Source organism: Cerasicoccus frondis (genome assembly GCA_031296915.1).
Taxonomy (GTDB): Bacteria; Verrucomicrobiota; Verrucomicrobiia; order Opitutales; family Cerasicoccaceae; genus Cerasicoccus; species Cerasicoccus frondis.
This window is the reverse complement of record JAVDPC010000001.1, coordinates 279,989-303,528: the sequence shown is the minus strand read 5'-3', so window position 1 is coordinate 303,528 and position 23,540 is coordinate 279,989. Positions and strand designations below refer to the sequence as shown.

Sequence of the window (23,540 nt, the reverse complement as noted above, 5' to 3'; positions counted from 1 at the left end):
ATAACGGGCGTCTTATATAAGAAATATACACGCACTCTCGTGGGATTCGTGTATAACTGCCTCAGAATTGCAGTTTGATCTGTGCCTAGTTACATTCTCGGCAATGTATTGAACCTAAGCTGTGGCCATTCGCCAATCAATCTGAATCTCGTAATGGCGTGTTCTTAGCTTTTTTGGCAGGGCGACCTGGCCCAAGCTTATCAATCGCCTTGTCCGCTGGAGCCGAGCGTAGCAACTGCCACGCTTGTTTGCCGTAGGCGCTGGCCAGCTTTTCGACCGTGGACAGGCGCAACTCGGGTCGGCGTCCGGCTTCGATTCCCTGATAATGCTTGTAGTCGATACCAGCTTTTTCCGCAACTTGCTCCTGCGTCAAGTTGTTCATTTCGCGCAAATGGCGAAGATTGTGGATGAGGGCTTCATAGGAATTAGACACCTGAACATCATACTAGGTGACATGCCTTTAAAAACACCGCATCTATTAGAGTGTTTAAGCTTGATGTGTCTCTCACTGCATGGTTCGCATGAACCAACGCCTGTTTTTGCTTTCCAATTGCCAATCACGAGAAATATCGAATCACAACCAATGGAAAGAATTTCCAAGATCAAAAAGGGAATCGCCTTGCTCAAAGGAGATTTTGCTATCGTCACACTCGCCGAACTGGTCGGCTTTTGGGTCTGCGGATTGATTCCGGGGTTGCTGATCGGCGCGGGCACCGTCTGGCTCATTATGGGCCGCTGAATGGCCAAATGCCATTCATTGTACAATCTTCCCGTTTCTCGGGATCTCCCAATCTTGGACAAATCCAATAATACCCGCCGCATGGCGGCGAATTTTTCGCAGCGAAGTTATTCACATCGCAAAATGGCGTGTTTTGCGTCGCATCTAAGCCGCTTTACTTCAATGGCTTATCCTATTCGATTCATGTTGAATCAAATGGTGCAACCGAAATTGAACGTTATTCGGCGGCTTATTGCCTCAATATCACCGCTCTATTTGATTCATAGTCAGGCTTAACGCCTGCTTTGCGCCTCCCATCGCTGCTGTAGTTTAGCGAATCCCGCGCGTTGCTCCTTGGCGCTGAGATAAACTAGGCCTCGCAGCCGTCGCTCGCTGTAAAAGGCGATTTCTGCGGGATTGGTAAGGCTGCTTAGAGCCTTCTGCACGTCTGAGGGAAGCCGCGCCAAGCGTAGAATGCCCCGAATGTGCGTGCGTGAAAATCCCTCGCGTTCAGCGATTTGCGTAATCGTGAAGCCCGGCGTATTGGCAAGCTCCTGCGCCCATCCTTGGGCAAGGTGGATCGGGTGTTGATCGGCAGCGCCTTTGGTCTGGCAATCCGTCTCCGGCCCCATAATCTTCTCAAGGTATCCGGTCGGTAGTTGGAACGGTTCGACGGCAAACGCCTCCCCACGCCAGCGAGCACCCGGCAACCCGACAACGCAATTCAACTCAAAGTTAGTTCGACTTACGACACCGCGCACTCCGCCATCTCATTTTTCATGTATGAGATGCATTTCCCTTAATTGCTGGAAACCTCTCTGTTTAAGCCGTATTTCGGGTGTTTTTAGCACCGAATTCTATAGCAGCCCAAATTCAAGACGTTGCGTTTTCTCGGATAATATCCTAACTGAGTTAGGGGAAGCTGAACTTCAACGTTCAAAAGAGATAACTCTTATTGTATTCATCTCTCGGGTTTTTTTGAACAAGAAGTTTGCCCCCGAGTTTTCATACATTGGTCGGGCTGCGGGGATGTATTTCATAACTCTCTCGTACAAACTTTATCCCCGCAGGTTCGCCTAGCGTGATCTATTTCATAAAATCAATTTTGCGCCGTTTTGTCCCTATTGCTGCTTTTTGCCCCTTTAAACAGGGGAATTCGGTTTGCATCCCCACAGGTCTGACCTGCGGAGATAAGTTTCATAAAATAGAAAATCGGAACAATTTACTGTGGATTTTTAGGCTGCTTTTAGTTCCTCTTTTCCGTTGTCTCGGTAGTAGTAATTTAAGAGGCCACCGAGCCGCTCAAATTTACGAATCTCTGAGGATTCATCGGCCTTAGCGGAGGCATAGGGAAATGGAATCACATTGTCCAACCCATGGTGATTGCGCTCATGGTGAATATGCTTCATATATTGAGAAATAGCGCGTTTGAGCGAATTTTCTCCGAGGAATATGAAATGGTCGAGGCACTCGCGTTTGATGCATTTAACAAAGCTTTCCGCGTAGCCGTTTTGCTCAGGACAGCCTCTCATTGTCGGAACCACTTTCACGCTGGACTTCTCGATGATATTAATGAAGGCAGGAGTGTAGAGCGGATCGTTGTCTACTATGAGATATTTCATGCCCCGAAGTAAGCCATCGAAATCGTTAGTGAGCTCTCGTGCCAAGTTGCACATGACCTCGCCATTGACCTGACAGCCAGTGTGGACAATCTGGACTTCGCGTTTAGCGATGTTGATCACAAAAAAGCTCAGGTAGCGAACCAGTCCGTGTGGCGTCCAGACTTCTGTCGTGAAGAAATCGGCGGCGGAGATCACTGATAGTTGGTTTCGCATGAACCGTTTCCACTGCTTGCGTTTGGCGCGTTCAGGGGAGGGGAGGATACCGTTTGCCGGAGGATGTTGCCAACCATAGATTCGCAGACATCATAGCCAAGATTGGCCAGTGCGCCTTGAATGCGGCCATAGCCCCAGTCGTCATTTTCTTGTGCGAATTTGATGCACAGCTGCCGAATGGTTTGCATCCGCTTCTGGCCGTCGGTGTTAACTGTGCGCTTGGCTGTATATTTGAGCGCGATCAAGCGGCGATGTCAGGTCATTGAAGTTTTCGGGGTGACCAGATTGGCAAACCACCGCAGCTGTGCCCAGCCGAGCTTCTTTCCTTTCTTGGCCTAGCTCCGACGTTCCTTTTAGTTCAAACGCAACTTATTACCTGTGGCATCGAACTGTTCCTTGAGGTTCCGGTTCTCCTCGAGCAGATATTCGATCACCAACTGCTGCTTGCGGTTCATCCAGCCAGCCAAAGTTGCCAAGAAAAATCAGAGTTGCGCTTTCAAGGCTAGATACTTATTAATTTCTAGCACAGCAATATTGCTCTTTGTTCGTGCTACCAGTGATTGTGGCTATTGGTAAAAGTCGCAGACATCTACTACTACAAAATATGAAAAATGTAAGCCTAGCACTATTGATGGCTATCTTTTGGGGCTTTGGAAGCTCGGATGCCATGACGCACACTGAGTTAATTGACTCAATGAATAAGTTTGTCATGGCGCATCCAGCGCAGATCCCGGATGGCTATCAGTGGGATGTCGCGGACGAAAATGGTGACAACCTTATTACAGCAGCTATCAAGCGATGCGATAATCCTAGCATACTGAATGCGATAAAAACTAGGTTTAATGTCACCTACACTCTTGAACATGCCAGGCTAGCGATTGCGAATAATCGTTATAATATGGAGTTTTATATCTATCGTGGATTGCTGCCAGAAGAGATAAAGGAGACTAATACTACTGTCGCATTCATTGCATTGGTTGCTAGTGATAAAATGGTTTATGCAAAAGCAATGCTCGAGGGTGGGTTGATTCCTGTAAAGCATCATGAGCTGAAGGCACCACATCCACTTCTTTGGGCTTTGAGGAAGAAGGACTTTGATTTGGCTAGGGACGTTTCCACGCATTTTGATGTGCTTGAGTTCGAAGAATGGGTCTACTGGTGTGATAAGGACTTGGATTCCCCGCAAAGCTGGCTAGATGATGGTGGATCAATTTTCTATCCTTACTTGGCCTCAGTGCATGAGCCAGAGGAGAGTCTGGGCGGAAACCCATTTGGTAGTGAACCTAAAAAGATAACCATAGTCGATGAAGTGAGAGGCATTCCACTCGATCTTTCAAAGAACGGTAGGATTTTGCAGATGCTTAATCAGCCTGGCAAAGAGAAGTTGAGGCTAGCGGTCTACAAGGCAATACTTGGGGATCTCCAGATGGAAATCAATCAGGTATCAGATAATAGCATCCGTGATTTCGATAATTACAACAAGATAGATGGTGCGGTGACAAATTTCTCCTTTGGCGTGAGTGGGTCATACCAACTTGGTCGCAATGCGCGGCAAAGTTTCAGCACAACGGGTAACTATACTTCTACAAAGACAGAAAGCACCACAGACGATGAAGATGTACCGACTAAAGTTCAAATAATTGTTGAGGAATTCGTAAACGAACAACTAGCGGAAGGCTTCCAGGGCAATATATTGGAAAACTTCAATCCTTTTACCCAGGTTGGAGTGCCTCCTCAAATTGGCGGTCATACTTTCCGCCTGATATCCCCGCTTTACGTCGCCCAAGGTTCATATACTACTTTTATTGCTGCATGGGGAGGGTGGCATGATAGAAATTTTCCAAGAGATGATGAGCCAGCCACCGCTCGGGTCGACTATTCGTCAAGGGGTAAGATTGCTATAAAGGGGTGTGGTTTGACTGATGGCCTGTATCCTAGTGCATTGCCTTACGTCTGTGTGGATATTGGCTCCGGGCCTAGTGCACAAAGTATTAAAGTTAGCCAGAATGGTGTAACCAATACCTTCAGACCAGGGACTATCCATGTCTTGAACCGATATGAAGGCGATATTGAGATTACTATGGCGCATTCCGACTCCATTGTCGTTTCTGGTTCAAATGCACATAGTAATCAGAAGTCATCTGGGGTATTCCTCTATTTTCAAATCGATGATTTATTTCCCAAAATTTTTGACCAGTCTGCCAAATTAGCAAATAGAATCCAAGTTTACTGCGGAATTGGGCAACTCCGAGCAAGACTGCAAGACCGTGACATAACTGAAATTGAGAAAGTTACGACCGAAACCTATCTGCATTTACTATCCGAATTCGCTCATAAGCACTATAAAGCGGCCATTCTGCAGGATCTGGATCCTGTAGCCCGCTACATCCAAGAGGTGGATGCCAGTCCTCTCAATCGTAGTTTGCTAGTCTTGCTTGAAACGCGAGATGTAACTTTGCCTGAAACGCGAGATCAACTTAGAGACTTGTTGGCATCGATAATGGCAGACATTTCTGCTGAAGATGTAGATCGATTGGATCAAGAGGAGGTCGCATCGATGACAAGGTTACTTGCCTCATTTGATACGCAAGGCATCGACGATGTTATCCAGAACATAACGTCGTTTAAGGAAAAATACCTAAGAAATACCCAGGCGAGAATTAGCCTTTACAGGCTATACGTTGAGGAATTGAAGCATTATCTTCGCAATCAAACGTTGAGGGAACTCCTTGATGACAATAATATTCCGATTGTCGTCGGAGGTCTGGATGAGGGCGAGAATTAGGCACTAGCGATGAAGAAACTTATCCTACAGCTTTTGGGTTGGGCGGCATGTGCCAACATTTCATATGCTGGACTATTTGATGATGCGAAGTTCGGTGATAAGTTCAAAACTTGGGTCGATGACAAGGCGTATGAGCACTCCAAACAGCTGGTCAAAGCTGATTTGCCTGTGAGATGGCATCGAACTTTTGTCGAGGTATATGAAAGGAATTCTAGAGAGTTAGAGGAGGCCTCGGAGAGCTTAGCCACGTTTTATGAAAAGCTCAAAGACTCTACACCAGCAAGTAGTAGAGAACTTAACTTGGAGATTTTGATTGAAGACTTTAGTGAATGGGAGACCAGGGTTTTGGAATTGAGACAAGTCCGGAGGAAACTTTCAGGGGTATCGAAAGCATTGGAAGAAATTGAGGAATCCGATGGATATGATATAGCTTACGCTGCCGGCCTGGTTGGTGTTTCAAAACACAACGTGCTCGAATCGGTACTTCCTATTGGTCATTCAGGTTCAATTGATTTGCGTGGCAGTTACTCAATTAGCTTTACATATACTTGGTCTTATGGAGAAGGTGGCGATGCTAGTGATGGAGAAGGTTCAGTGAACGCTCAGTATAGTGGTTCGTTCGTGGGTTTTTTGCATGCGATACTAGAGAGTCTTCCTATAGTTAATATGGGATATTACTATGCTAAGAACGATGTTGAGAGAGAGCAGATGGAGGTTTTCCATAATGCGGTAAGACGATTCAATGAAGTATCGCTAGATGCTAGCGAAGTGGCAGAGATCAGTCGTGACAACTATCTTGAGATTCAAACGGCTTACGAATCGACTCATGATTCGCAGCGAGTCAGTCTGCAAATGCTGGAAGCGGTGTGTGCAGATGCCCTCCGGTATTGTTTGTATGAGAAGGAAATAAACTATCGAAGGCTGGAGCCTTATAAGCGGCAGTATAACGAAGACAAACTACAGATACAGCCGGAGATTCAGCGTATTATTGACGATGAACGTGCGTATTTGAGGTTGAGAAAAGTAATTGGGAGATTTGGAGAAGCGAGTGCATTGTTAGAAGAGGCTGAGCTAGAGGACGATGAAATTGAGTCGGCCCTACTGGCTGACGAAAGTCATGACATACTTAAAGAGTTAGAGTTTGTCATTCACGACCTAAGGTCGCTGCCAGCTTCATTCATATACTCAGATTGGATTGAACGTTATGAGCAAAGAATCAAAGGCGCATTAGATGAACATCCTTATGCTCAGTCAGAGATTTAAACAGTGTTCGTTGAATCTCTTTGTTTTAATAGGGGTTGCTTGTATGGCATCTGGGCAAAGCTCATTCGTTCTCAATTACGAGAGCTTATTTCGAAAGTATGATGGAGGTGGATTAACAGATGGTCGTAGGCATGAGCTACTGTTGTCAATCGATAGCGAAGGAGAGCTCACCAAGACATTAGATGAAGTTTTTGAAAGCACCTCTGAAAATTTGGACTTCAGAGTAGATGCCCTGCGTAACCAGCATACAGTTTACGAAGATAAAGTCCCTCTTTTCAATCAATACAATTTACTAGGCAAAGACGCGATAACTACGCAACTTGCTCCACAAATTGAGTCCTTCAAGCAGCTTAATTTAGAAGCAGAAAAAAGGCTCTTTAAGACAGATTTAGAACTAGCCAAGTTTAATGCGAAAATGGAGGAAACAGAGAATATTACAGATCTTGCTCAGATCGATTCGATATCAGTCGCCGATGCTTCTGTGACCGCTGGAATAATACCACCAGGATCACCTTTTGATCGTCAGACGAGTAGTGCTCAAAGTGCTAGCCTGTATGAAAGGAAAATTGCTTTTGAGAAAGCTAAGTTGAATGATGCGTTCCAACGAGTGGAGGATCGCCTTTTTAAAAACATTAGCGGGTCAGAAGAAGATCCAGTCTTTGCTTCACCTCAAGAGATGGTCTCTCTGTTCCGGTATACAGAAAAGCTGCTGGACTACGCTAAGCTCCATCAAAACCATTTAGGTGAGAGTGCTGGAGTTGATTTGCTTCGAATTGCAAGGGCAACGAGGCTCTATGCTGAAGGAAAAGTGTCAATCCTGCCCTTGTTCATAGGGGACACGGAAGCTGGCTATGTGAAATATCACCGAGGTCCTCAACCAGGCATTGACGCGATCGAGCATTCAGATTGGGCTCTTCATACTTTTAGCAACCGAGTAGCCTTGCAGAGACTAGCATATTCATTTATTCGTGATCAATGGGAAGTATTTAAGATTGCAGATAAAGAAGGCAGAAAGCTGATATTGGAAGTTGGGTTATTTTCGCCAGCGGGAATGGCAGGAGAGCGATTTGGCCAAAGGCTTATGCTGAACGATTTTAGTGAGATTGCAGATCAGGGTATCTCAACCGAAAGGATGCTTGCTCTTGCAGAGCGTCTAATACCGGCATTTTCAAACAACGGGGACCTCCCGTCATTGATTGCGCGATCTATGCCTGACACGACTGGAGCACTTCTTATCGCTAAAAAGATTGGAGTATCTAAATATTGGGGGTGGTCCTACGGTCATGATTCAATTAATCAAACTATAGGCTGTACGACCTTCCTCTCTGCTGTGGTAGGGGGTATCGTAAAACACAGGCTTACAGATGCGAAGTGGAGAAAGGTAAAAAATGCTATTAATATAGTTAGTAGTAATGTAGATTTGAGTGATCCTGATTGGACAACAAACCCTCTTGAACATGTGAAACTAACGGGGATTCAGTATGCGTTAACGTCGGTATCAGACTTGGGCAGTTCCGTTTCAGAGTTAAGCGAGGTACGCAAAGGTGATTTTGTTCAATACTGGGAGTGGAGTAGCAGCAGAAACAAATGGGTTGGGCATGCGGCCATTGTTGATGAGATTACCATATTTACTCTTGATGATGGCACTGTTGAGTATCGGGCCACTTTGTTTGGGTCCCACGAGTCGACCAATGGCATAGCAACGACTAATTTCGGTGTGGAGGGGGGACTTAATTTAGGCAAACCAACACGCAAAGTTTTTGTTGTTAGACTAGAAAAGTCTTCGCCCTAATTGCTTTCGTGGTCACGTGACGCTTACGGATTTCATAACCGTTTCGCAATTTTTCGCATTTCACATGTCTCCGCAGGTACGTCGACCCCGTACTACCTAAAAATTCATCCCGGTCGCATAAATGCAAGGATTGCGGACGTCATGCTTCAGCGTCAAATTGCTTCGTATGGAAGGAAAGGTATTATTGGCGAAGCTGCTGGCGTTGTTCACGGATCGGCTAAATCAGGAGTTACTGGATGCCATCGACTATCTTCAGGAGGAGATTCGTGTATTGCAGCATCATCTGAAAAAGAAGTGTCCCAAATTGGTTGATGCTCAACGCAAAGTTCTTGCTGTGAAAGCCAAGAAATTAGGCAAAGCCATTGAAAAATACGCGAATATTGTGTCGCCCGATACACTGTATCGTTGGCATCGTCGGCTGGTGGCACAGAAGTTTGATGGTTCCAAGAAGCGGACGTATCCAGGCCGACCGCGAAAGCCGAAAGAAGTGGAGGACTTGGCTGTGCAAATAGCTCGCGAGAATCCGCGTTCCGGCTCTTTGGACATTGCCAATCGCATGTGTAATCTGGGGCATGCGATCTGCAAAGAAACGGTTCGCCAGATTCTGGAGCGTAACGGTATTGATCCAGCGCCTGAGCGTAGGAAACACACGAGGTGGGCCGACTTCATTGCCCGTCACAAAGATGTGATCTGGGGCTGCGATTTCTTTACTGTCGAAGCTTGGAACGGTTTTCATCTGGCAACCTACTATGTGCTCTTCTTCATTCATTTGGAAAGCCGTCGAGTGATTTTTGGTGGTATGACCGAGCACCCAACTGGCGAATGGTGCGAGCAACAAGCCAGAGAACTGACCGGTTTTGATGGTCCGATTCAAGGCTTTAGGCGCAGGGGCTACCTCATTCATGATCGTGGCAGTAACTTTACCAGAGCATTCGGGAAGGTTTTTCGCAGTGTTAATATCCGGGCGCTGAAGCTTCCGGCACGTTCACCGAACTTAAATGCGTTTGCCGAGCGGTTTGTCCGATCGATCAAGCATGAATGCTTGAATCAACTGATCCTCATCGGTGAAGGTTCAGTGCGTCGAGCTATCGAGCAGTATCTGGAGCATTATCACTCAGAACGGAATCACCAAGGATTGGATAATATGATTCCGTTTCCTGGCCCGGAGCATCAGCAGTCAGCTAGCGGCGAGGGTAGGGTGGTCAAGGGCTCCCGTTTGGGCGGACTGTTGAACTACTACCATCGCGAGGCTTTGCAGCTTTGGGTTGGCGAAGTTTTGCTGCACTGAATGCAAGTGATATCAGCTTGTCCTTTGTGCTGTACGGATTCGGCGAAAACCCCTGATTTCGATTGGCATTTGTAAGAGATGACTGTCAAGGAACTATGCTTCGCATGAAAGTTTGGCGATTTTCGGAATGTCAGGCAATGCTCAAGCCCCGATGATTGTTGAGATTTTTGGTATTTTCCTTCTCGGATGAATTTCTAGGTAGTACGGGCTGAAAGATGCAAGAGCAACCTGTCGGTTTTACGAGGGAGAAGCAGTGAGAGGCGGGCAGGCTGCTTGGATGTGCGGAGCGTAGGTGAAGTTTAGGGCAGATGCTATGATGAAGTCAGAAAGGGTTTAGGATAACGTATTGGCCGTTGGACTTGAGCGGAAACGCAAGTCCTGCCGATTAGCGATCTTAACCAGTTCTGCTTCTACCGCATCGAATAAGTTGATAACCGAGAAGCTACTTTATTGCTTAAATTTTCAAGGGACTTGGAATGGCCGTAAATCCCATGCCTATGGTTGGCTCTGCAAAAAAGTTCTAATGATGAAATTATATTATTTATAATATAGGGAATTGACATTTCTCTTAGCAGGCCATTTTTATCATTATTAATGTTCTATGCTAGTAATATCAGTGTCAACAAAACGTCACACAATGCGAGATCATACAGCTTAGTCACTGGCATTCAAACTAGAGCTGTGCAATTATTAATATCTCTGTTTTCATTTCTGGTTCTTGGAAACGTAAATGCCGAAGAAGAGTCGACTCTGGCTGAGGCAACCATCCCGGCATCGAAGCCTCTGCTGTCGGAGAACGATGAAGGCTATAAAACGCTCGAAGTCATCCAACAAAAGTTCTACACTCAGAATCCAGCATACCGTCATAAAGTCGACTATGATGAAATGGTCAGCTTCTTGGATCAGCTTTCACAAGAGATCGTTGCTGAAGATATTTCAAAAGAAATGATTGCGATGTTCAGCGACCGAGTTTCCACGAAGTATGAGATGCCCGGAGTTCACTTCATGCTGAAAGGATATTACGATGATGTGCAAGCAGCCGCATCATCCATTGGCTACGAAGCCATTCCTGAACCCATCTTGGGTTCACTCCCCATTAAGAAGATCAACGTTATCGTTGGCAAGAATCAGGATGATGGCCGTTCGATGATTCTGTTTAATATCCGCTTCTTCGAATTTGCCTATGAGATAGCAAAAGTAGTCGCCAAGACGATTGTGATGAGGGAAGAGGGACAATACGTCGTCATCGACTCCAGTGAAGAAGCTTTTTACCGAGCCTTGGAAAACAATCCCGAAATCCTACACGACTACCTGTTGGTCATCTTGGAATTTCTTGAGCTGGGTAGTCGTGAACGCATTAAACCAGATGCGGATAGATTGATAGTGCTAAGCCTTTATCACCGAGGCATTGAAATGTTCGCTATGGCGCACGAGATCGGCCACGTCCTCATGGAGCACGATGGCAAAGTCAACGCACTCGAACCCAGTGCGTTGGATGGCGTCAGCGTCATACTGGGAATGGAGTCATCGGCGACCGCAAATTGGTTGCAAGAGCTTGAGGCAGACTACGTGGCTGCGCAGATCATGATCGAACTGTCCAAAGGTGATATCTCCAATAATCGCTTTATCGATGTCGGCCTGCGAGAGACGCCAGAGTTTTACTTCATTACCCGTGAGATCTACGAAGACCTGAGTCTGCTCCTCAGCACCGGCAAGCAATATCGCCAGCCGGGTGCCGGGGAAGAAACCTTCATCAACTTCGCGGTCGACGCAGTTGATATGGATTCGACCGATGGGTTTCCTGAATCATTTTCCCAGAAGTTTACGGTCGTCAAACATGCCAATGTGCACCCCCATCCAACGATCCGAAGGCAGTTCTGGGAGGAAATCACCGACATCCCCACGAACAACGCAGAACAAGAGGCGATTCTAGCAATCACCGACATCATGAATCGCAATGCCATACTACTATGGGAAAGAATACGCCCTGTCATCGTGGAGAACCGCGAGGAAATCATCAAACTGCTTTCAGAAAGCAAAAAGCACCCTTCAACTGAAACTCCTGACCAATGAGATCGAAAACCAAGCTTCTATCTGGACTCATCATCGCGTTCCTTTCCACAGCAGGCATAACCCATGCAGATGATGGGCAATTCATCGGCCGTGTTGCCGTAGTCTGGATCATTGGAGATGGCAGCCACCGTGACATGCAACTCTTGGAAGACTTCCAATATATTGATCCAGATGGCAAGTCGTGGTTTGTCCCTAAGGGAACCATCGTGGATGGCGCTTCCATCCCGAGGGCGCTGTGGTCGATCGTAGGTCCTCCGTTTGTTGGAAGATATCGCCAAGCCTCGGTCGTTCACGATTACTACTGCGACAAAAAGAACGAAAGCTGGGAAGACGTCCACCGCATGTTCTATAACGCTTGCTTGAGCGCCAGGGTCAATATCCTCAAGGCCAAGTCAATGTATGCCGCAGTTTGGAGTCGCGGTCCTCGGTGGGAGATCATCAATTTCAAAGGGTTAATGGAAGAGATGGCGCCTGTGGAGATCATGATCCAGACATCAATCGAGGATGAGCAACTCAAGAGCATTCAACACTGGATCGAAAGTGAAAATCCGCCCCTCGAAGACATAGAGAAACGGGTCGACGCCTTCGTTCAGGTAGAACAGATCCTACAATAGCTGCTTTGCCGAATCTCAGGGCGCAGTCAGCCCGTACTACCTAAAAATTCATCCGACCGCATGAATGCAATGATTGCGGTCCTTCGGTAGCGGCTTCAAATTGGTTCGAATGGAAGGAAAAGTATTGTTAGCGAAGTTGTTGGCGCTGTTTACAGATCGACTGAATCAGGAACTTATGGATGCGATTATCTTCAGGAAGAGATTCGTGCACTCTAGCATCATCTGAAAAAAGAAGTGTCCCAAATTGGTCGATGCTCAACGAAGAGTTTTAGCGGAGAAGGTGGTCGGCCTGCGGGATGTATTTCATAACCCTTTCGCAGTCGATTCGTACAAACTTTATCCCCGTACTGCCTAGAAATTCGTCCGACCGCATAAATGCGAGGATTGAAGACTTCCGGCAGCTACGTCAAATTGATTCGCATGGAAGGAAAAGTATTGTTGGCGAATCTGCTGGCGTTGTTCACTGATCGACTGAATCAGGAACTGTTGGATGCGATTGATTATCTGTAGGAGGAAGTTCGCGTATTGCAGTATCATCTCAAAAAGAAGTGCCCTAAATTGGTGGATGCTCAACGCAAGGTGCTCGCGGAGAAAGCTAAGAAATTAGGCAAAGCCATCGATAAATACGCTAACCTTGTGTCGCCCGATACGCTGTATCGCTGGCATCGAAGGCTGGTCGCGCAGAAGTTTGATGGTTCCAAGAAGCGGCAATACCCGGGCCGACCTCGAAAACCGAGAGAGGTGGAGGAGCTGGTCGTTCGGATGGCTCACGAAAATCCGAGATCAGGTTCTTTGGACATTGCCAATCGGATGAACAACCTGGGCCATTCGATTGGCAAAGAAACGGTTCGTCAGATTTTGGAGCGTAACGGTATTGATCCAGCACCAGAGCGCAGGAAACAAACGAGGTGGGTCGATTTCATTGCTCGGCACAAAGATGTGACCTGGGGCTGCGATTTCTTTACCGTTGAGGATTGGTCTGGATTCCATCTAGCAACCTACTACGTGCTCTTTTTCATTCACTTGGAAAGTCGTCGGGTGATTTTCGGTGGTATGACTGAGCACCCGACCGGTGAGTGGTGTGAGCAGCAAGCCAGAGAACTGACTGGTTTTGATGGGCCGATCCAAGGCTTTGGCCGCCGAGGCTACCTCATTCATGACCGTGGCAGTAATTTTACCAGAGCCTTTGGTAAAGTTTTTCGCAGCGTGAATGTCAGGGCGCTCAAGCTTCCGGCGCGTTCACCGAATCTGAATGCGTTTGCTGAACGGTTTGTCCGATCCATCAAGCATGAATGCTTGAACCAGCTAATCCTGATAGGCGAAGGTTCGGTGCGTCGAGCCATTGAGCAGTATTTGGAGCATTACCACTCAGAACGGAATCACCAAGGTTTGGATAATATGATTCCGTTTCCTGGCCCCGAGCACGAGCAGGCATTAGGCGGCGAGGGTAGGGTGGTCAAGCACTCCCGATTAGGCGGACTCCTGAATTACTACCATCGCGAGGTGGCGTAGGCTTTTTGCCGATCAAATTACGTTGTCTACTGAAAGTGAGTTGAGTCAGCTTGTTCTTTATTGCTGTACGGATTCAGTGAAAACGCCTGCGTTTGGCTGACATTTGTGAGAGATGACCGTCAAGGAACGATGTTTCGGATGAAAGTTTGGCTATTTTCGGATTCTCAGACAATGCTTAATGCCTGATGGTGGCTATGATTTTTGACGTTTTTCGGCTTGGATGAATTTCTAGGTAGTACGGCAACGGAGATTAATGCCGTCATCATGGAAGAACTCAGTCAGGTAATTCCCAGCGATTTGGCTTCCATTGGCGTTTTGGCTCCAGGACGGAGATTGATTTGGCTACCTTAGCGATAGCCCGTGGATTATTTTATTCTGCCATAAATGAGATAAAGTTGTTGTTGCTAAAATTTAACATAATCATTCAGAAAATATTTGATCTGGAACAAATTTAACTGTTCTTTAGTGTGATGGAGTTCGATTTCAGATGTTCTACTCTGCTTTGTTCGCTTGTTTTAATAGTGGTGGGCTGTTCCGATGGAGATTTGTCTGAAAAAAACATTACTCAGCGATTGGATGACGCTTTGGTGGAGCATGCTCTGCCAAATGAAAGGCAATTCAGGTCGGTTTTCTCTCTTGAAGGATGGTCGGCTTCAAAAGCGCGAGTCGTCGATTTGAGCGTTAGTGTTGATGGTGAACAGCTTCGAATGCCTGTCGCTGCTTTCGACGGTCTGCAGATTAATTTTGATGATCCAGACTTCCGAATCTCCCAAAGAAAGACCGAATTTACGATGCTATTTACTGCTTTCTATGATAATCGGATCGTGGATGTTTACTTAAATTCTCAGGATGGCATTCTCTTTACCCGAAAAGTCAGCTTCGAGGGAGAAGTCCTATCCGAACAGCGATTTTTATCAGAGCCAATTATCACCACGAGCACCCTCCCGTGATATAACATTCCTACGCGATCTACTGCTATGAATTCCGTATCGATAACATTTAAAAACATCATATATTCAGTATTTTTTCTTGGCGCATCTATACTGAGCGCGGCACCTGATCTTGCTGGTTATAATGGTCTATTTGGTGACAACACATCCACCCCCTTTGAGGCGTTCAACGTTAGTCCAACATGGGGAGGATCGGCTGAGATTCAGCTTTCTGTAGTCAATTTTGGCAATACGGCCTCGGGTAGCTATGATATTACGTTCTATCTCTCTACAGATACATCCTTTGGGGACGCCAATGACTATCAGCTTCAAACCTACACTTTGTCTTCTATTAGTCCCGGGACTGGGACTCGTATTACTTCAGCTCCTGTGGCCTTGCCGGCTGCAAATCCATTTTCGGGATCTGGGACTCAGTTCTACTTTGGTGTAGTTATTGATAGCGGAAATGATGTCGCCGAGTCTAATGAGAGTAATAATAAGAATTCGGGCAATGGAATCGACTACGACTCAACACCATTTACTATTCTCGACCCAGAGCCGGACATTCAGGTGACAGACTCTGACTTGCCAGCAAACGATCTCGTTCTTGATTTTGGTGAAGTTGATGCCGATGGGGTAGGCAATGATAGCGGTCTAGCTTCGATTACTATATCCAATCAAGGGGATGCGAATCTGAATGTCTCATCAATTTCGATAGCTGGTGGTGATGGGCAGTTCCGGGTTTCAGAGTCGCTCAGCAACCTTAGCAGCTCGGAGCCTTTCAATGCTCTTCCCGATGTAGTGAATCCGGGCGGCGAAGAAACTTGGGTTGGGACGATTGAGTTCGATCCTGTGGGTGTGGGTGCTGCAAGTGCGACTTTGACGATTACAAGCGATGACCCTGATGAACCATCGGTCTCGGTAACCTTACAGGGAACGGGTAAACCAATACCTGATGTTCTGATTGAGGATGCCTCCGGAGCACCAATGGATCTCTTAGTCGATTTTGGCAATGTGATCAACGATGGGATGGGAGGCGATGCTTACACTTCCGCAATAACTTTGACGAATGGGGGCACTGGTTCGCTCACTGTCTCTCAAAATGGGTTCTCACTTTTGGATGGCACCAGCTACTCTCTGGTATCGCTCGTGAGCGATGTGCAAGGGGCTATCGATCTCGCAAACGGTAGTGCTAGTCTCGCGGGCGCAAATGCCGAAACTTGGACCGCTACGCTGAATTTTGATCCCAGCGCATTGGGTCAGATTGATGATGGGCTGCAGATCTTGAGCGACGATCCGGACGAGAGTATAGTGACTGTGAGTCTTACAGGTTCTGGTGTCACGGCTATGGATATATCCGTTACTGACTCGCTTGCGCCTACTGATGATCGTATCTTATCTTTTCCTGCGACACAGGCTGATGGAGTCGGTCTTGAATCAGCAATCGGCACAGTGACGCTAACAAACTTAGGTGAAGCCGCACTCCTTGTGCCGATTAATGGTATTTCACTTTCGGACGGAACTCACTTTCTAGTGCTTTCCATTGCTGATGCCAGTGGAAATGTAATTGATCTGACATCTTCTTCAGTGGCACTTCAGCAAAACGAGTCCTGGGATGTCACCATTGCTTTCGAGCCTAGTGCTGACGGTCCACTGCTGGATACATTGGTGCTTCAAAGCGATGATCCGGATGAATCTTCGGTGAGCGTACAGTTATCGGGTGTAGGACTCGACCAGCCTGCGATTCAGATTCTTGAGCCGGACTCCTCTCCAAGTGATAGGCAGTATGATTTCAGCTACACATTGAACGACGGTTCCGGTGGACGAACCCGCATGGCGGTTTTCAGTATTTCCAATGTGGGAACACTGCCTTTAGTTGTGGATTTAGATGGGATTACATTCCAGTCCGGCACTCAGTATGTATTGGGAAGTATTAGCTCTTCTGTGGATGGCCCAGTTGTCCTTTCTGGAAGCGAGGCGCAGCGAACTATAGAGCCACTTGGCGCAGAAGTTTGGGAAGTTAGTATCGAGTTTGATCCAACTTCAACGACGGTGCTGTCTGATGTGCTGCAGGTGAGCACAAATGATCCTCAGACTACAACATCGTTAATCACGCTTACAGGAGAAGGCGAGGTCCCTCAACTGAGCAATCTTGCCAGCAATCTGACTGCGTCGATCCATCTTTCTGCCGGATCGGTTTTTGATATCTCATGGAAAGACCAATACGAAGCGGGTAACGCGCAGATTGATCTTTTCGTTGATACGGACTTTAACCCTACGAGTGGTCTTACGCAGATTGCCTCAGGTATTAGTGAAGATAGCCTTGAAGATTACTATGCTTGGCTGATTGATCTCTCGCTCGTTGGCCAGCAGCTTTATCTTTATGCAACGATTACGGATGGTGGCGTATCCGATAGCGAGTATAGCTTGGTGCCGATTATCGTAGATCCAGAAGACTCATTTAAACTCCGTTCTCCGGTGCGCACGGCAAATGCACAGTATGCCTACGAGTTTGAATACCTTGGTAGGACCTATACAGGCACAAGTTCCTTGGTCGATGGCAGGAATGTCGTTTTCATCACGATTCCGATTACTGAAGATCAAAATGCCAGCTTCCAGTTTGAAGTCGAAAAAGTGGATTCGCTTTTGGATGTCACCGCGACTCAGTACGACCAGAACAATCGGGTTGAGTCGGTCACGACTGCCAATGGCATCACGGTGACCAATATATTCAACCATCTCAATCAATTGGTTCGCCGCGAAGCCAGCAGCGGAGAAGTCGTGGAGTTTGTGTATGATGTTCGTGGTCGCCGAATCGAGATGCACGATCCCTCCGGTTCGACATTCTATGATTATGATGAGCTTGGCCGACTGGTCGGTGTTGTCACTTCGCTGAATCGCACTCGTGGCGATAGCGACGATCTCTTCCTTCAATATGGGTTCGATTTGGATAATCGGATCGACCAGATCATCTATCCGAGTGGCGAAGAAATTACCTATAGCTATGACTCAGCTGGTCGGTTGAAAATGGTTACTAATGTAACCCGTAGTTTGGCATGGACGTATACTTACAATGCCACCTCTGGGCTGTTGGAGACCCTGCTACACGGAAATGGAATTTTGACTGAGTATGGTTATGACGCGATGGGGCGTCTAGACTACATCAAGCACTCCAAAGATGGAACACTGATCGTCGAATTTGACTACGCCTTGAATGCTGCGGGGCAGGCGACAATGCTGACTACAACTCGCCCCGGCGGCATCGTCGAAAAAGAGCAATATAGCTACGACGATTTCAATCGGCTGGATAGCGTTACTTATTCCGATGACGCGGTTATTGATGTGAATGACCGTATTGTCTCCTACGAATATGACGGCAACGGAAACCGCACGCGACTTTTGGAGATTGATGGGGGGGCGGTTGTTAGGGACCACGTTTACCATTACGGTAATGAAAATCGGTTATTGGAGATATTGAGAGAGGGAGATGAAATTGGTAAGTTTAGCTACGACTTAGAAGGCAATATGACCCACTACAGCCTCAATGGTGAAGAATGGTTCTTTGACTATGATTACCGGGGGTTTCTAATACGTATTCATGGAGGAAATGAAGTTGTCGAATTTTTCTATGATGGTGATGGTGTCAGGACTGCTAGTATAGTCGAAAATCAGTCACGCAGGTATGTTGTTGCGCCAAATTCTTCTTCGTATGAAACATATGAATCATATGACCCTTCAGGCCAGAGGCTTAGCTCTTCTACGATCGGGTATTCGAAGTTAGATTATCATTCTGCGGAAGATAATCTTTTACTTCTAAAGGATAGGATTGGTTCTAGTCGGATTCTGATGAGTTCTGATGGGACCGAAAGTTCTGCTATTGATTTTGATGTTTTCGGAAAAAACTTGGGAGTAAATGCTAGGATACCGTGGCTTTTTGCTGGGGAAGAGAGTATTTCTAACAGTAATTTAGTCTTCTTAAGAGCACGTGTGTATTCTGCTGATATTGGAAGGTTCGTTTCTAAAGATCCTTTAGGAATTATTGATGGAAACAATCAATATCAATACTCTTACAGTGATCCAGTTAATTTTAAGGACTCTTCTGGAACTGTCGCTTTTTTGCCTGGAGTTGTTGGAGCTGTAGTTGGTGGAGTCGTTGGAGCTGTAGTTGAGTATAAGACCAATGATGATGCTGGTTTACTGGATTATGTTGGGGCGTTTACGACTGGAGCAATAAGCGGGGCAGTGACGGCATATAGTGGTCCATTAGGTGGCACGCTTGCGAGAGGGGCTAGCCCAATCGTTAGAAGTGCAGTTACTTCACTGCCCAGTGGTGCGCTAGCCCAGGTTGCAGGCGATGCGATTAGTCCATCTCATGATATATCTATCGAGCGTACTGTAATAGGAGCAGCGAGTAATTTTTCCGGGGGATTTGCTCCTCAATTACCGGTTAGAGGGTTTAGCTCAATTGCTCAAGCCAATGCCTTTGCTACAACGACTGTGCGTGGAGCATTTAGTCCTAACTCTGTTAAAATAACATTGAATACAACGTCGTCGATAGCAGTAGGTGCGTCGGCTCAGCATGGTTTTACTAATGCTTTTAGCTCATCGGCAGACTTCTCGCCAATACCAAATTCAAGCTCTGGAACTTACCCGCATACGCCTATTCCTGGTTCTGGAAACGGGTTGCAGACAGATTTTCCTATTAATGAGAACATTTTTGGACGACAGCCAAGTTTTGCATCACTCGACGTTGGTGGTGTCCTTATCGACAAAGCCGCCCAGTTTGTCGGCACTCAGTTGCAAGACCTACAAGGCGCAGTTTACGACCCTGAATCCAAGCAGATCATCTTTGTTGGCAACGAAGGTGCCGCGGGCACCGAGGGGATCAATATGGATTATTTCTATACGGCGATTCAAGCTGTCTATGGTTCAGCAACGCCGCCTTCTGTGACGCTTGATCCACCGGCTTATCCTGTCTCGGAATGGACGGATTACGGTGATGGCGACGGCCTCTTCGAGCCAGGAGAGTACGGTGGGTTTATACTTCGCTACCGCCCCATTTGGAATGAGGAAGACGATGTGATGGAGGTGCGCTTTTTCTCGAATGTGGGAACGTTTGCCTTGAATTTCGAATTTCAAGAGATGAGCAGCACGATCAATGGTGTGAACTGGAAGCGCCCGATCTACATCGATGCTACAGATCTGCCTAGCGGAATCGAAGTCGATGATCGTCCCTGGCTTTCGCCGAATCAGTTTAGCGGTCCGATGCAATTTAGTATCGGCCAAGATGGGCTAGATCAATATGCGTTGTTGCGCTTAGATAACAACGGTTCGAGTACGATTTCGATCAACAACGTGATTGTGATTCCCGGTCGTCAGCATCGAGGCTTTCGGGGAAGAGTTGAAAACACGCGCCTTGGTTGGGTCATGTATGAGGCCGACCGAGTGATGAAGTGCCTATCCACGGGAATCGATAATCTTACCGGGGTTCCCTATGATAGCTCTACGATTTCGATTCCAGGCTACAAGAACCTGCTGGAGTTTTCTGGCGGTGGTGGTGGTCAAAGCCGTATGTGGTTTGTGCCGAATGAGATGAATCTGAAGCGTTATGTGGATGACGAATCGGGAATGGCTTCCGTCGTTTTTGACGCCGCTTCCGTCTCTTTATTAACAGAGGCATCGGTTTTTGGGGCTGTTAGAGATGAATCGCCCAATGCCAAGGCTTTTGCGGATCACTTTAATCAGTACTATGACGATTTCGCAGCGCTTCAATTTCCCGTTCAGGACCCGGACGATCCTACCGGGCAAAACATCATCAATGTTCGCATCTTCGAGATGTTGAAAGAGGTGATGCAGGCGGTCTCCTTGGCGCGCTTTTTCCGTGATAACAATGTGCCCCTTGACACATGGTGGTTAAACAGCTGGCAGCCGCCCTTTGCATACGTTGCAAGGTCCTGCCCGACTGCTTACAATGAAAGTGGGTCAGGAGCAGCATTCATTTATGGCGGGGTTAGTGTCAACAAGCCGAATGATTATGTGCCTTCGCTGACAGCACGTAGTGTCGCACTGGATGTCTGTGGAGATCGCCCGGATACTGTAGTAAACCCCGAGAGTGATATCGACGAACAGACATGGATGGCGACGACTTCGGAGGGCGATTTGCGCGCTGTATCGCTTTCGTCTGCCGCGACGCCTCAGCACAGCAATGTAAATCTGGTCGAGGTGGATTTGAGCTTTGCCAGCCCGGGAGAGCTGCCGCTGCAATTTGCGCGCTATTATCAATCCGGATATATAGCGAGCAACTGCCTTGGCCCGGGGTGGAGGATGCGCCGCTTTGTGCTCGAGTTCAGCAGGCCCTCCTGGTTCGACGAGAGTAGCCTGATGCGCAACTCTTCAGGCGATCCAATCAATACATGGAATGACGATACCCGGCTTCGTTCCGGACAGTTGCGGGTAGTGGATTTGGCCACAGGGAGTGTAATCGATTTCGATTCTTCTCTGAATATCACTTATGCGATCGATGAAGGCGGATACCCTTACATCCTGCTTGAGGGCTTGAATGTAGATGAAGTGCCTACATTCACGTCTGGGGTTCGTAAGGATGGCTCTACTTTGACCCAGCTTGCATCCAATGGTAATTATCAGTTGAACACGCACGAGGGGCATGTCCTTGAGTTTGATTCAGCAGGAAGGCTCGTTCAAACCATCGACCGCCATGGTTACCAGCAAGTCTATGCTTATAACGACCAAAGTTGCCTAGTCTCAATTACAGACGATGAGTCGAATTCGATCGATTTCTTCTACGATTCCGAAGGGCTCTTAGAATACATCACAGGACCTGCGGGAGAACGCGTAGACTATGCTTACACGACAGAAGGCTGTTTGGAGAGTGCAACCCATGAGCGGAGTGGCGCCAGCCTCTCCTATGCGTATAACAATGACTGTCAGTTATGCGAAAAGTATATCTTTAACGGTCAGCGAACGCTCTTCACTGAGCCGGATTTAAGAGGCCGCTCCTCAATGAGTCAGGATCTGCGCGGTAATGAAGCAACCCGCTCCTTTACACGTTCCGAAACTACTGGAGAGAACAAAATGAAGGTGGTGGACCCGCTTGTGACAGACCCTGCTTTTGCGCCGCGCGAGCGTAGTATAGATGACTCTGGTCGATTGCTGATGAGCAAGGATGCGACCGGCGCAATGACCGGCTTTGGTTATGAAGCGGGTTCTTTGCTTCCGAACGAAGTGACATTACCCTTTGCAGGACGCGATCCGATCCGAATTGAACGAAATGAAAATGGCCAGCCGGTTTGCATCGAAGACCCGAGTAATGAAGGAGCACTGCCGATTGATATTCTCTATAATCTCGTTGGTAATCCGACTTCCGTTTCGAGGGAGGACGGTTCTCTAGTTGAGATGGATTATAATGGTGACAATGACTTGGCCTGCTTGAGGCAGTTTCTTGAGGGGCAAGCGGTAGAAACCTTGCTTGGCTATACAAATGGCTACTTGGACACAATTACCTCTCCGCTTGGAAATGCGACGACATTTCACCGTGACTCAAAGGGGCGTGTCGTTTGCGTGGAAGATGCGACTGGGGTTTGTGTAGATTATGAGTATGATTCACTTGGCCGCTTGTTTAGGATTGCCGATCCTAAGTTGGCCGGGCCAATTACTTTTATTTTTGATAACTTTGACCGCGTGATTCAGGTTCAGACACCAGTCGGCGATATTGATTACGTATTTGATCCGACTACAGGATTCTTAACCCAAGTTGAAGATCTTCTCGGTAAGGTAACTCGGTACGAATACGATGCAACGACAGGTGATGTGATGAAGGTTATCCGTGAAACGGTATCTGGCGATGTTGAAACCTCAATGACCTATAATCGATTTGGAGGCCTTGCTTCAGTTACTCCACCAGACTCGAACCCAATTCTCTTTGGAGTAGATGATATCGGACGTTCGACGGGAAGCGTGGAGGTCAATCTGGCTGGTCCTGGTGCTCCGAAGGCTCTAAAGAGTAACAATGCGACCAGTGGAATAGCAACAGATCGCCATGATCACGTCTTCACATGGGGTGCACCTGAAAGTGACAGGGAAATTGTTGGATACAGCGTATCGATTAATTCGCTACCCGATGAAGTCGTCGATACTAATGTTGAAGCGTATTCTTATCCGTTTATAGCCAACGGGAATCATACGATTCAAATACGTGCTGTAGATACTGATGGTATTTGGGGGGCGCCAGCGGTTTTTAATCTAATCATTGACGACACTCTAATGAACTATGAGATTTGGGTTAGAGACTATTTTAATCAGCAAGATATTGAATATGGTGTGTTCACTGCAAAGGATGCGGATCCCGATAATGATGGCTCGTCGAACTTTGTGGAATATGCCGGGGATGTTTCACCAAATGATTCTCTAGCTCGCTATGCCTCAAATATTTGGTTGGGTGAAGATGGGCATTTAAGATATGAATTCATAAGGAGAACTGATCTTTCAGTTCAGCCTGATATTAGTTATAAAGTTGAATTTGGTAACGATTTAATGTTTTGGACAGAAGCGGATGAGGCTGACTTTGAGAGTATTGAAGCCGTTTCTCCATCTGTTGAAAAAATTATTTATCGAGTGCCTAACGTAATCGATGGCCAAACATTCATCAGGTTGGAATTGGAACCTCTGACTGAATAGTTTTGGTGATTTGCGGTCACAACATCTGAAAAGGATA

At 47.0% G+C, this 23,540-nt stretch carries 15 protein-coding genes; 10 read left to right on the top strand and 5 right to left on the bottom strand.

Features of this window, described 5'->3' with window-relative positions:
- Nucleotides 1-136: 136 nt before the first annotated feature.
- Nucleotides 137-433, bottom strand: coding sequence for a helix-turn-helix domain-containing protein (locus tag RBB63_RS01260; protein ID WP_309380300.1), 297 nt, complete (start codon nt 431-433; stop codon nt 137-139).
- Nucleotides 434-454: 21 nt separating this feature from the next.
- On the opposite strand from RBB63_RS01260, the gene RBB63_RS01255 reads away from it, so the two are divergent.
- Nucleotides 455-739: a hypothetical protein gene (locus tag RBB63_RS01255; RefSeq protein ID WP_309380298.1), complete on the top strand. Its 285-nt coding sequence runs from the start codon at nt 455-457 to the stop codon at nt 737-739.
- Between the two features lie 272 nt (nt 740-1,011).
- Here the strand turns inward: RBB63_RS01255 and RBB63_RS01250 are convergent, their stop codons facing one another.
- From RBB63_RS01250 to RBB63_RS01235, 4 genes are all read right to left on the bottom strand, one after another.
- Complete coding sequence (locus RBB63_RS01250) at nt 1,012-1,446, bottom strand: hypothetical protein (protein WP_309380296.1); 435 nt, start codon at nt 1,444-1,446, stop codon at nt 1,012-1,014.
- A 507-nt stretch (nt 1,447-1,953) separates the two neighbouring features.
- Complete coding sequence (locus RBB63_RS01245; RefSeq protein ID WP_309380293.1) at nt 1,954-2,535, bottom strand: integrase core domain-containing protein; 582 nt, start codon at nt 2,533-2,535, stop codon at nt 1,954-1,956.
- Nucleotides 2,532-2,798: a hypothetical protein gene (locus RBB63_RS01240; RefSeq protein WP_309380291.1), complete on the bottom strand. Its 267-nt coding sequence runs from the start codon at nt 2,796-2,798 to the stop codon at nt 2,532-2,534. The genes RBB63_RS01245 and RBB63_RS01240 overlap by 4 nt, the downstream gene beginning before the upstream one ends.
- A 108-nt stretch (nt 2,799-2,906) precedes the next feature.
- The gene (locus tag RBB63_RS01235) at nt 2,907-3,029 is read right to left on the bottom strand and encodes a hypothetical protein (protein WP_309380289.1); all 123 of its coding nucleotides are present in this window, start codon (nt 3,027-3,029) and stop codon (nt 2,907-2,909) included.
- A gap of 128 nt (nt 3,030-3,157) precedes the next feature.
- On the opposite strand from RBB63_RS01235, the gene RBB63_RS01230 reads away from it, so the two are divergent.
- From RBB63_RS01230 to RBB63_RS01190, 9 genes are all read left to right on the top strand, one after another.
- The gene (locus tag RBB63_RS01230) at nt 3,158-5,338 is read left to right on the top strand and encodes a hypothetical protein (RefSeq protein WP_309380287.1); all 2,181 of its coding nucleotides are present in this window, start codon (nt 3,158-3,160) and stop codon (nt 5,336-5,338) included.
- Between the two features lie 9 nt (nt 5,339-5,347).
- Nucleotides 5,348-6,601 carry a hypothetical protein gene (locus tag RBB63_RS01225; protein WP_309380285.1) on the top strand — a complete coding sequence of 418 codons (1,254 nt, stop codon included), beginning with the start codon at nt 5,348-5,350 and terminating at the stop codon, nt 6,599-6,601.
- Nucleotides 6,570-8,393 carry a hypothetical protein gene (locus RBB63_RS01220; RefSeq protein ID WP_309380283.1) on the top strand — a complete coding sequence of 608 codons (1,824 nt, stop codon included), beginning with the start codon at nt 6,570-6,572 and terminating at the stop codon, nt 8,391-8,393. Before RBB63_RS01225 ends, RBB63_RS01220 begins: the two co-directional genes overlap by 32 nt.
- A 166-nt stretch (nt 8,394-8,559) precedes the next feature.
- On the top strand, nt 8,560-9,681 hold the full coding sequence (locus tag RBB63_RS01215; RefSeq protein ID WP_309380281.1) for an integrase core domain-containing protein: 1,122 nt from the start codon (nt 8,560-8,562) through the stop codon (nt 9,679-9,681).
- 681 nt (nt 9,682-10,362) lie between these two features.
- Nucleotides 10,363-11,754, top strand: a complete 1,392-nt coding sequence (locus RBB63_RS01210; RefSeq protein ID WP_309380280.1) for a M48 family metalloprotease — start codon at nt 10,363-10,365, stop codon at nt 11,752-11,754.
- Entirely contained in the window at nt 11,751-12,368 is a 618-nt protein-coding gene (locus RBB63_RS01205; RefSeq protein WP_309380278.1) for a DUF1353 domain-containing protein, read from the top strand. The genes RBB63_RS01210 and RBB63_RS01205 overlap by 4 nt, the downstream gene beginning before the upstream one ends.
- Before the next feature lie 525 nt (nt 12,369-12,893).
- A complete protein-coding gene (locus tag RBB63_RS01200; RefSeq protein ID WP_309380276.1) occupies nt 12,894-13,880 on the top strand; it encodes an integrase core domain-containing protein in 987 nt (328 codons plus the stop codon).
- A 470-nt stretch (nt 13,881-14,350) separates the two neighbouring features.
- Complete coding sequence (locus RBB63_RS01195; RefSeq protein WP_309380274.1) at nt 14,351-14,830, top strand: hypothetical protein; 480 nt, start codon at nt 14,351-14,353, stop codon at nt 14,828-14,830.
- 27 nt (nt 14,831-14,857) lie between these two features.
- Nucleotides 14,858-23,503, top strand: a complete 8,646-nt coding sequence (locus RBB63_RS01190) for a choice-of-anchor D domain-containing protein (protein ID WP_309380272.1) — start codon at nt 14,858-14,860, stop codon at nt 23,501-23,503.
- The last annotated feature ends 37 nt before the right edge of the window (nt 23,504-23,540 follow it).

Bases quoted from the DNA above. Each gene is read 5' to 3' on its own strand.
- RBB63_RS01255 (WP_309380298.1), top strand. From the start codon at position 455: ATGCCTTTAAAAACACCGCATCTATTAGAGTGTTTAAGCTTGATGTGT.
- RBB63_RS01230 (WP_309380287.1), top strand. From the start codon at position 3,158: ATGAAAAATGTAAGCCTAGCACTATTGATGGCTATCTTTTGGGGCTTT.
- RBB63_RS01225 (WP_309380285.1), top strand. From the start codon at position 5,348: ATGAAGAAACTTATCCTACAGCTTTTGGGTTGGGCGGCATGTGCCAAC.
- RBB63_RS01220 (WP_309380283.1), top strand. From the start codon at position 6,570: ATGAACATCCTTATGCTCAGTCAGAGATTTAAACAGTGTTCGTTGAAT.
- RBB63_RS01215 (WP_309380281.1), top strand. From the start codon at position 8,560: ATGGAAGGAAAGGTATTATTGGCGAAGCTGCTGGCGTTGTTCACGGAT.
- RBB63_RS01205 (WP_309380278.1), top strand. From the start codon at position 11,751: ATGAGATCGAAAACCAAGCTTCTATCTGGACTCATCATCGCGTTCCTT.
- RBB63_RS01195 (WP_309380274.1), top strand. From the start codon at position 14,351: ATGGAGTTCGATTTCAGATGTTCTACTCTGCTTTGTTCGCTTGTTTTA.
- RBB63_RS01190 (WP_309380272.1), top strand. From the start codon at position 14,858: ATGAATTCCGTATCGATAACATTTAAAAACATCATATATTCAGTATTT.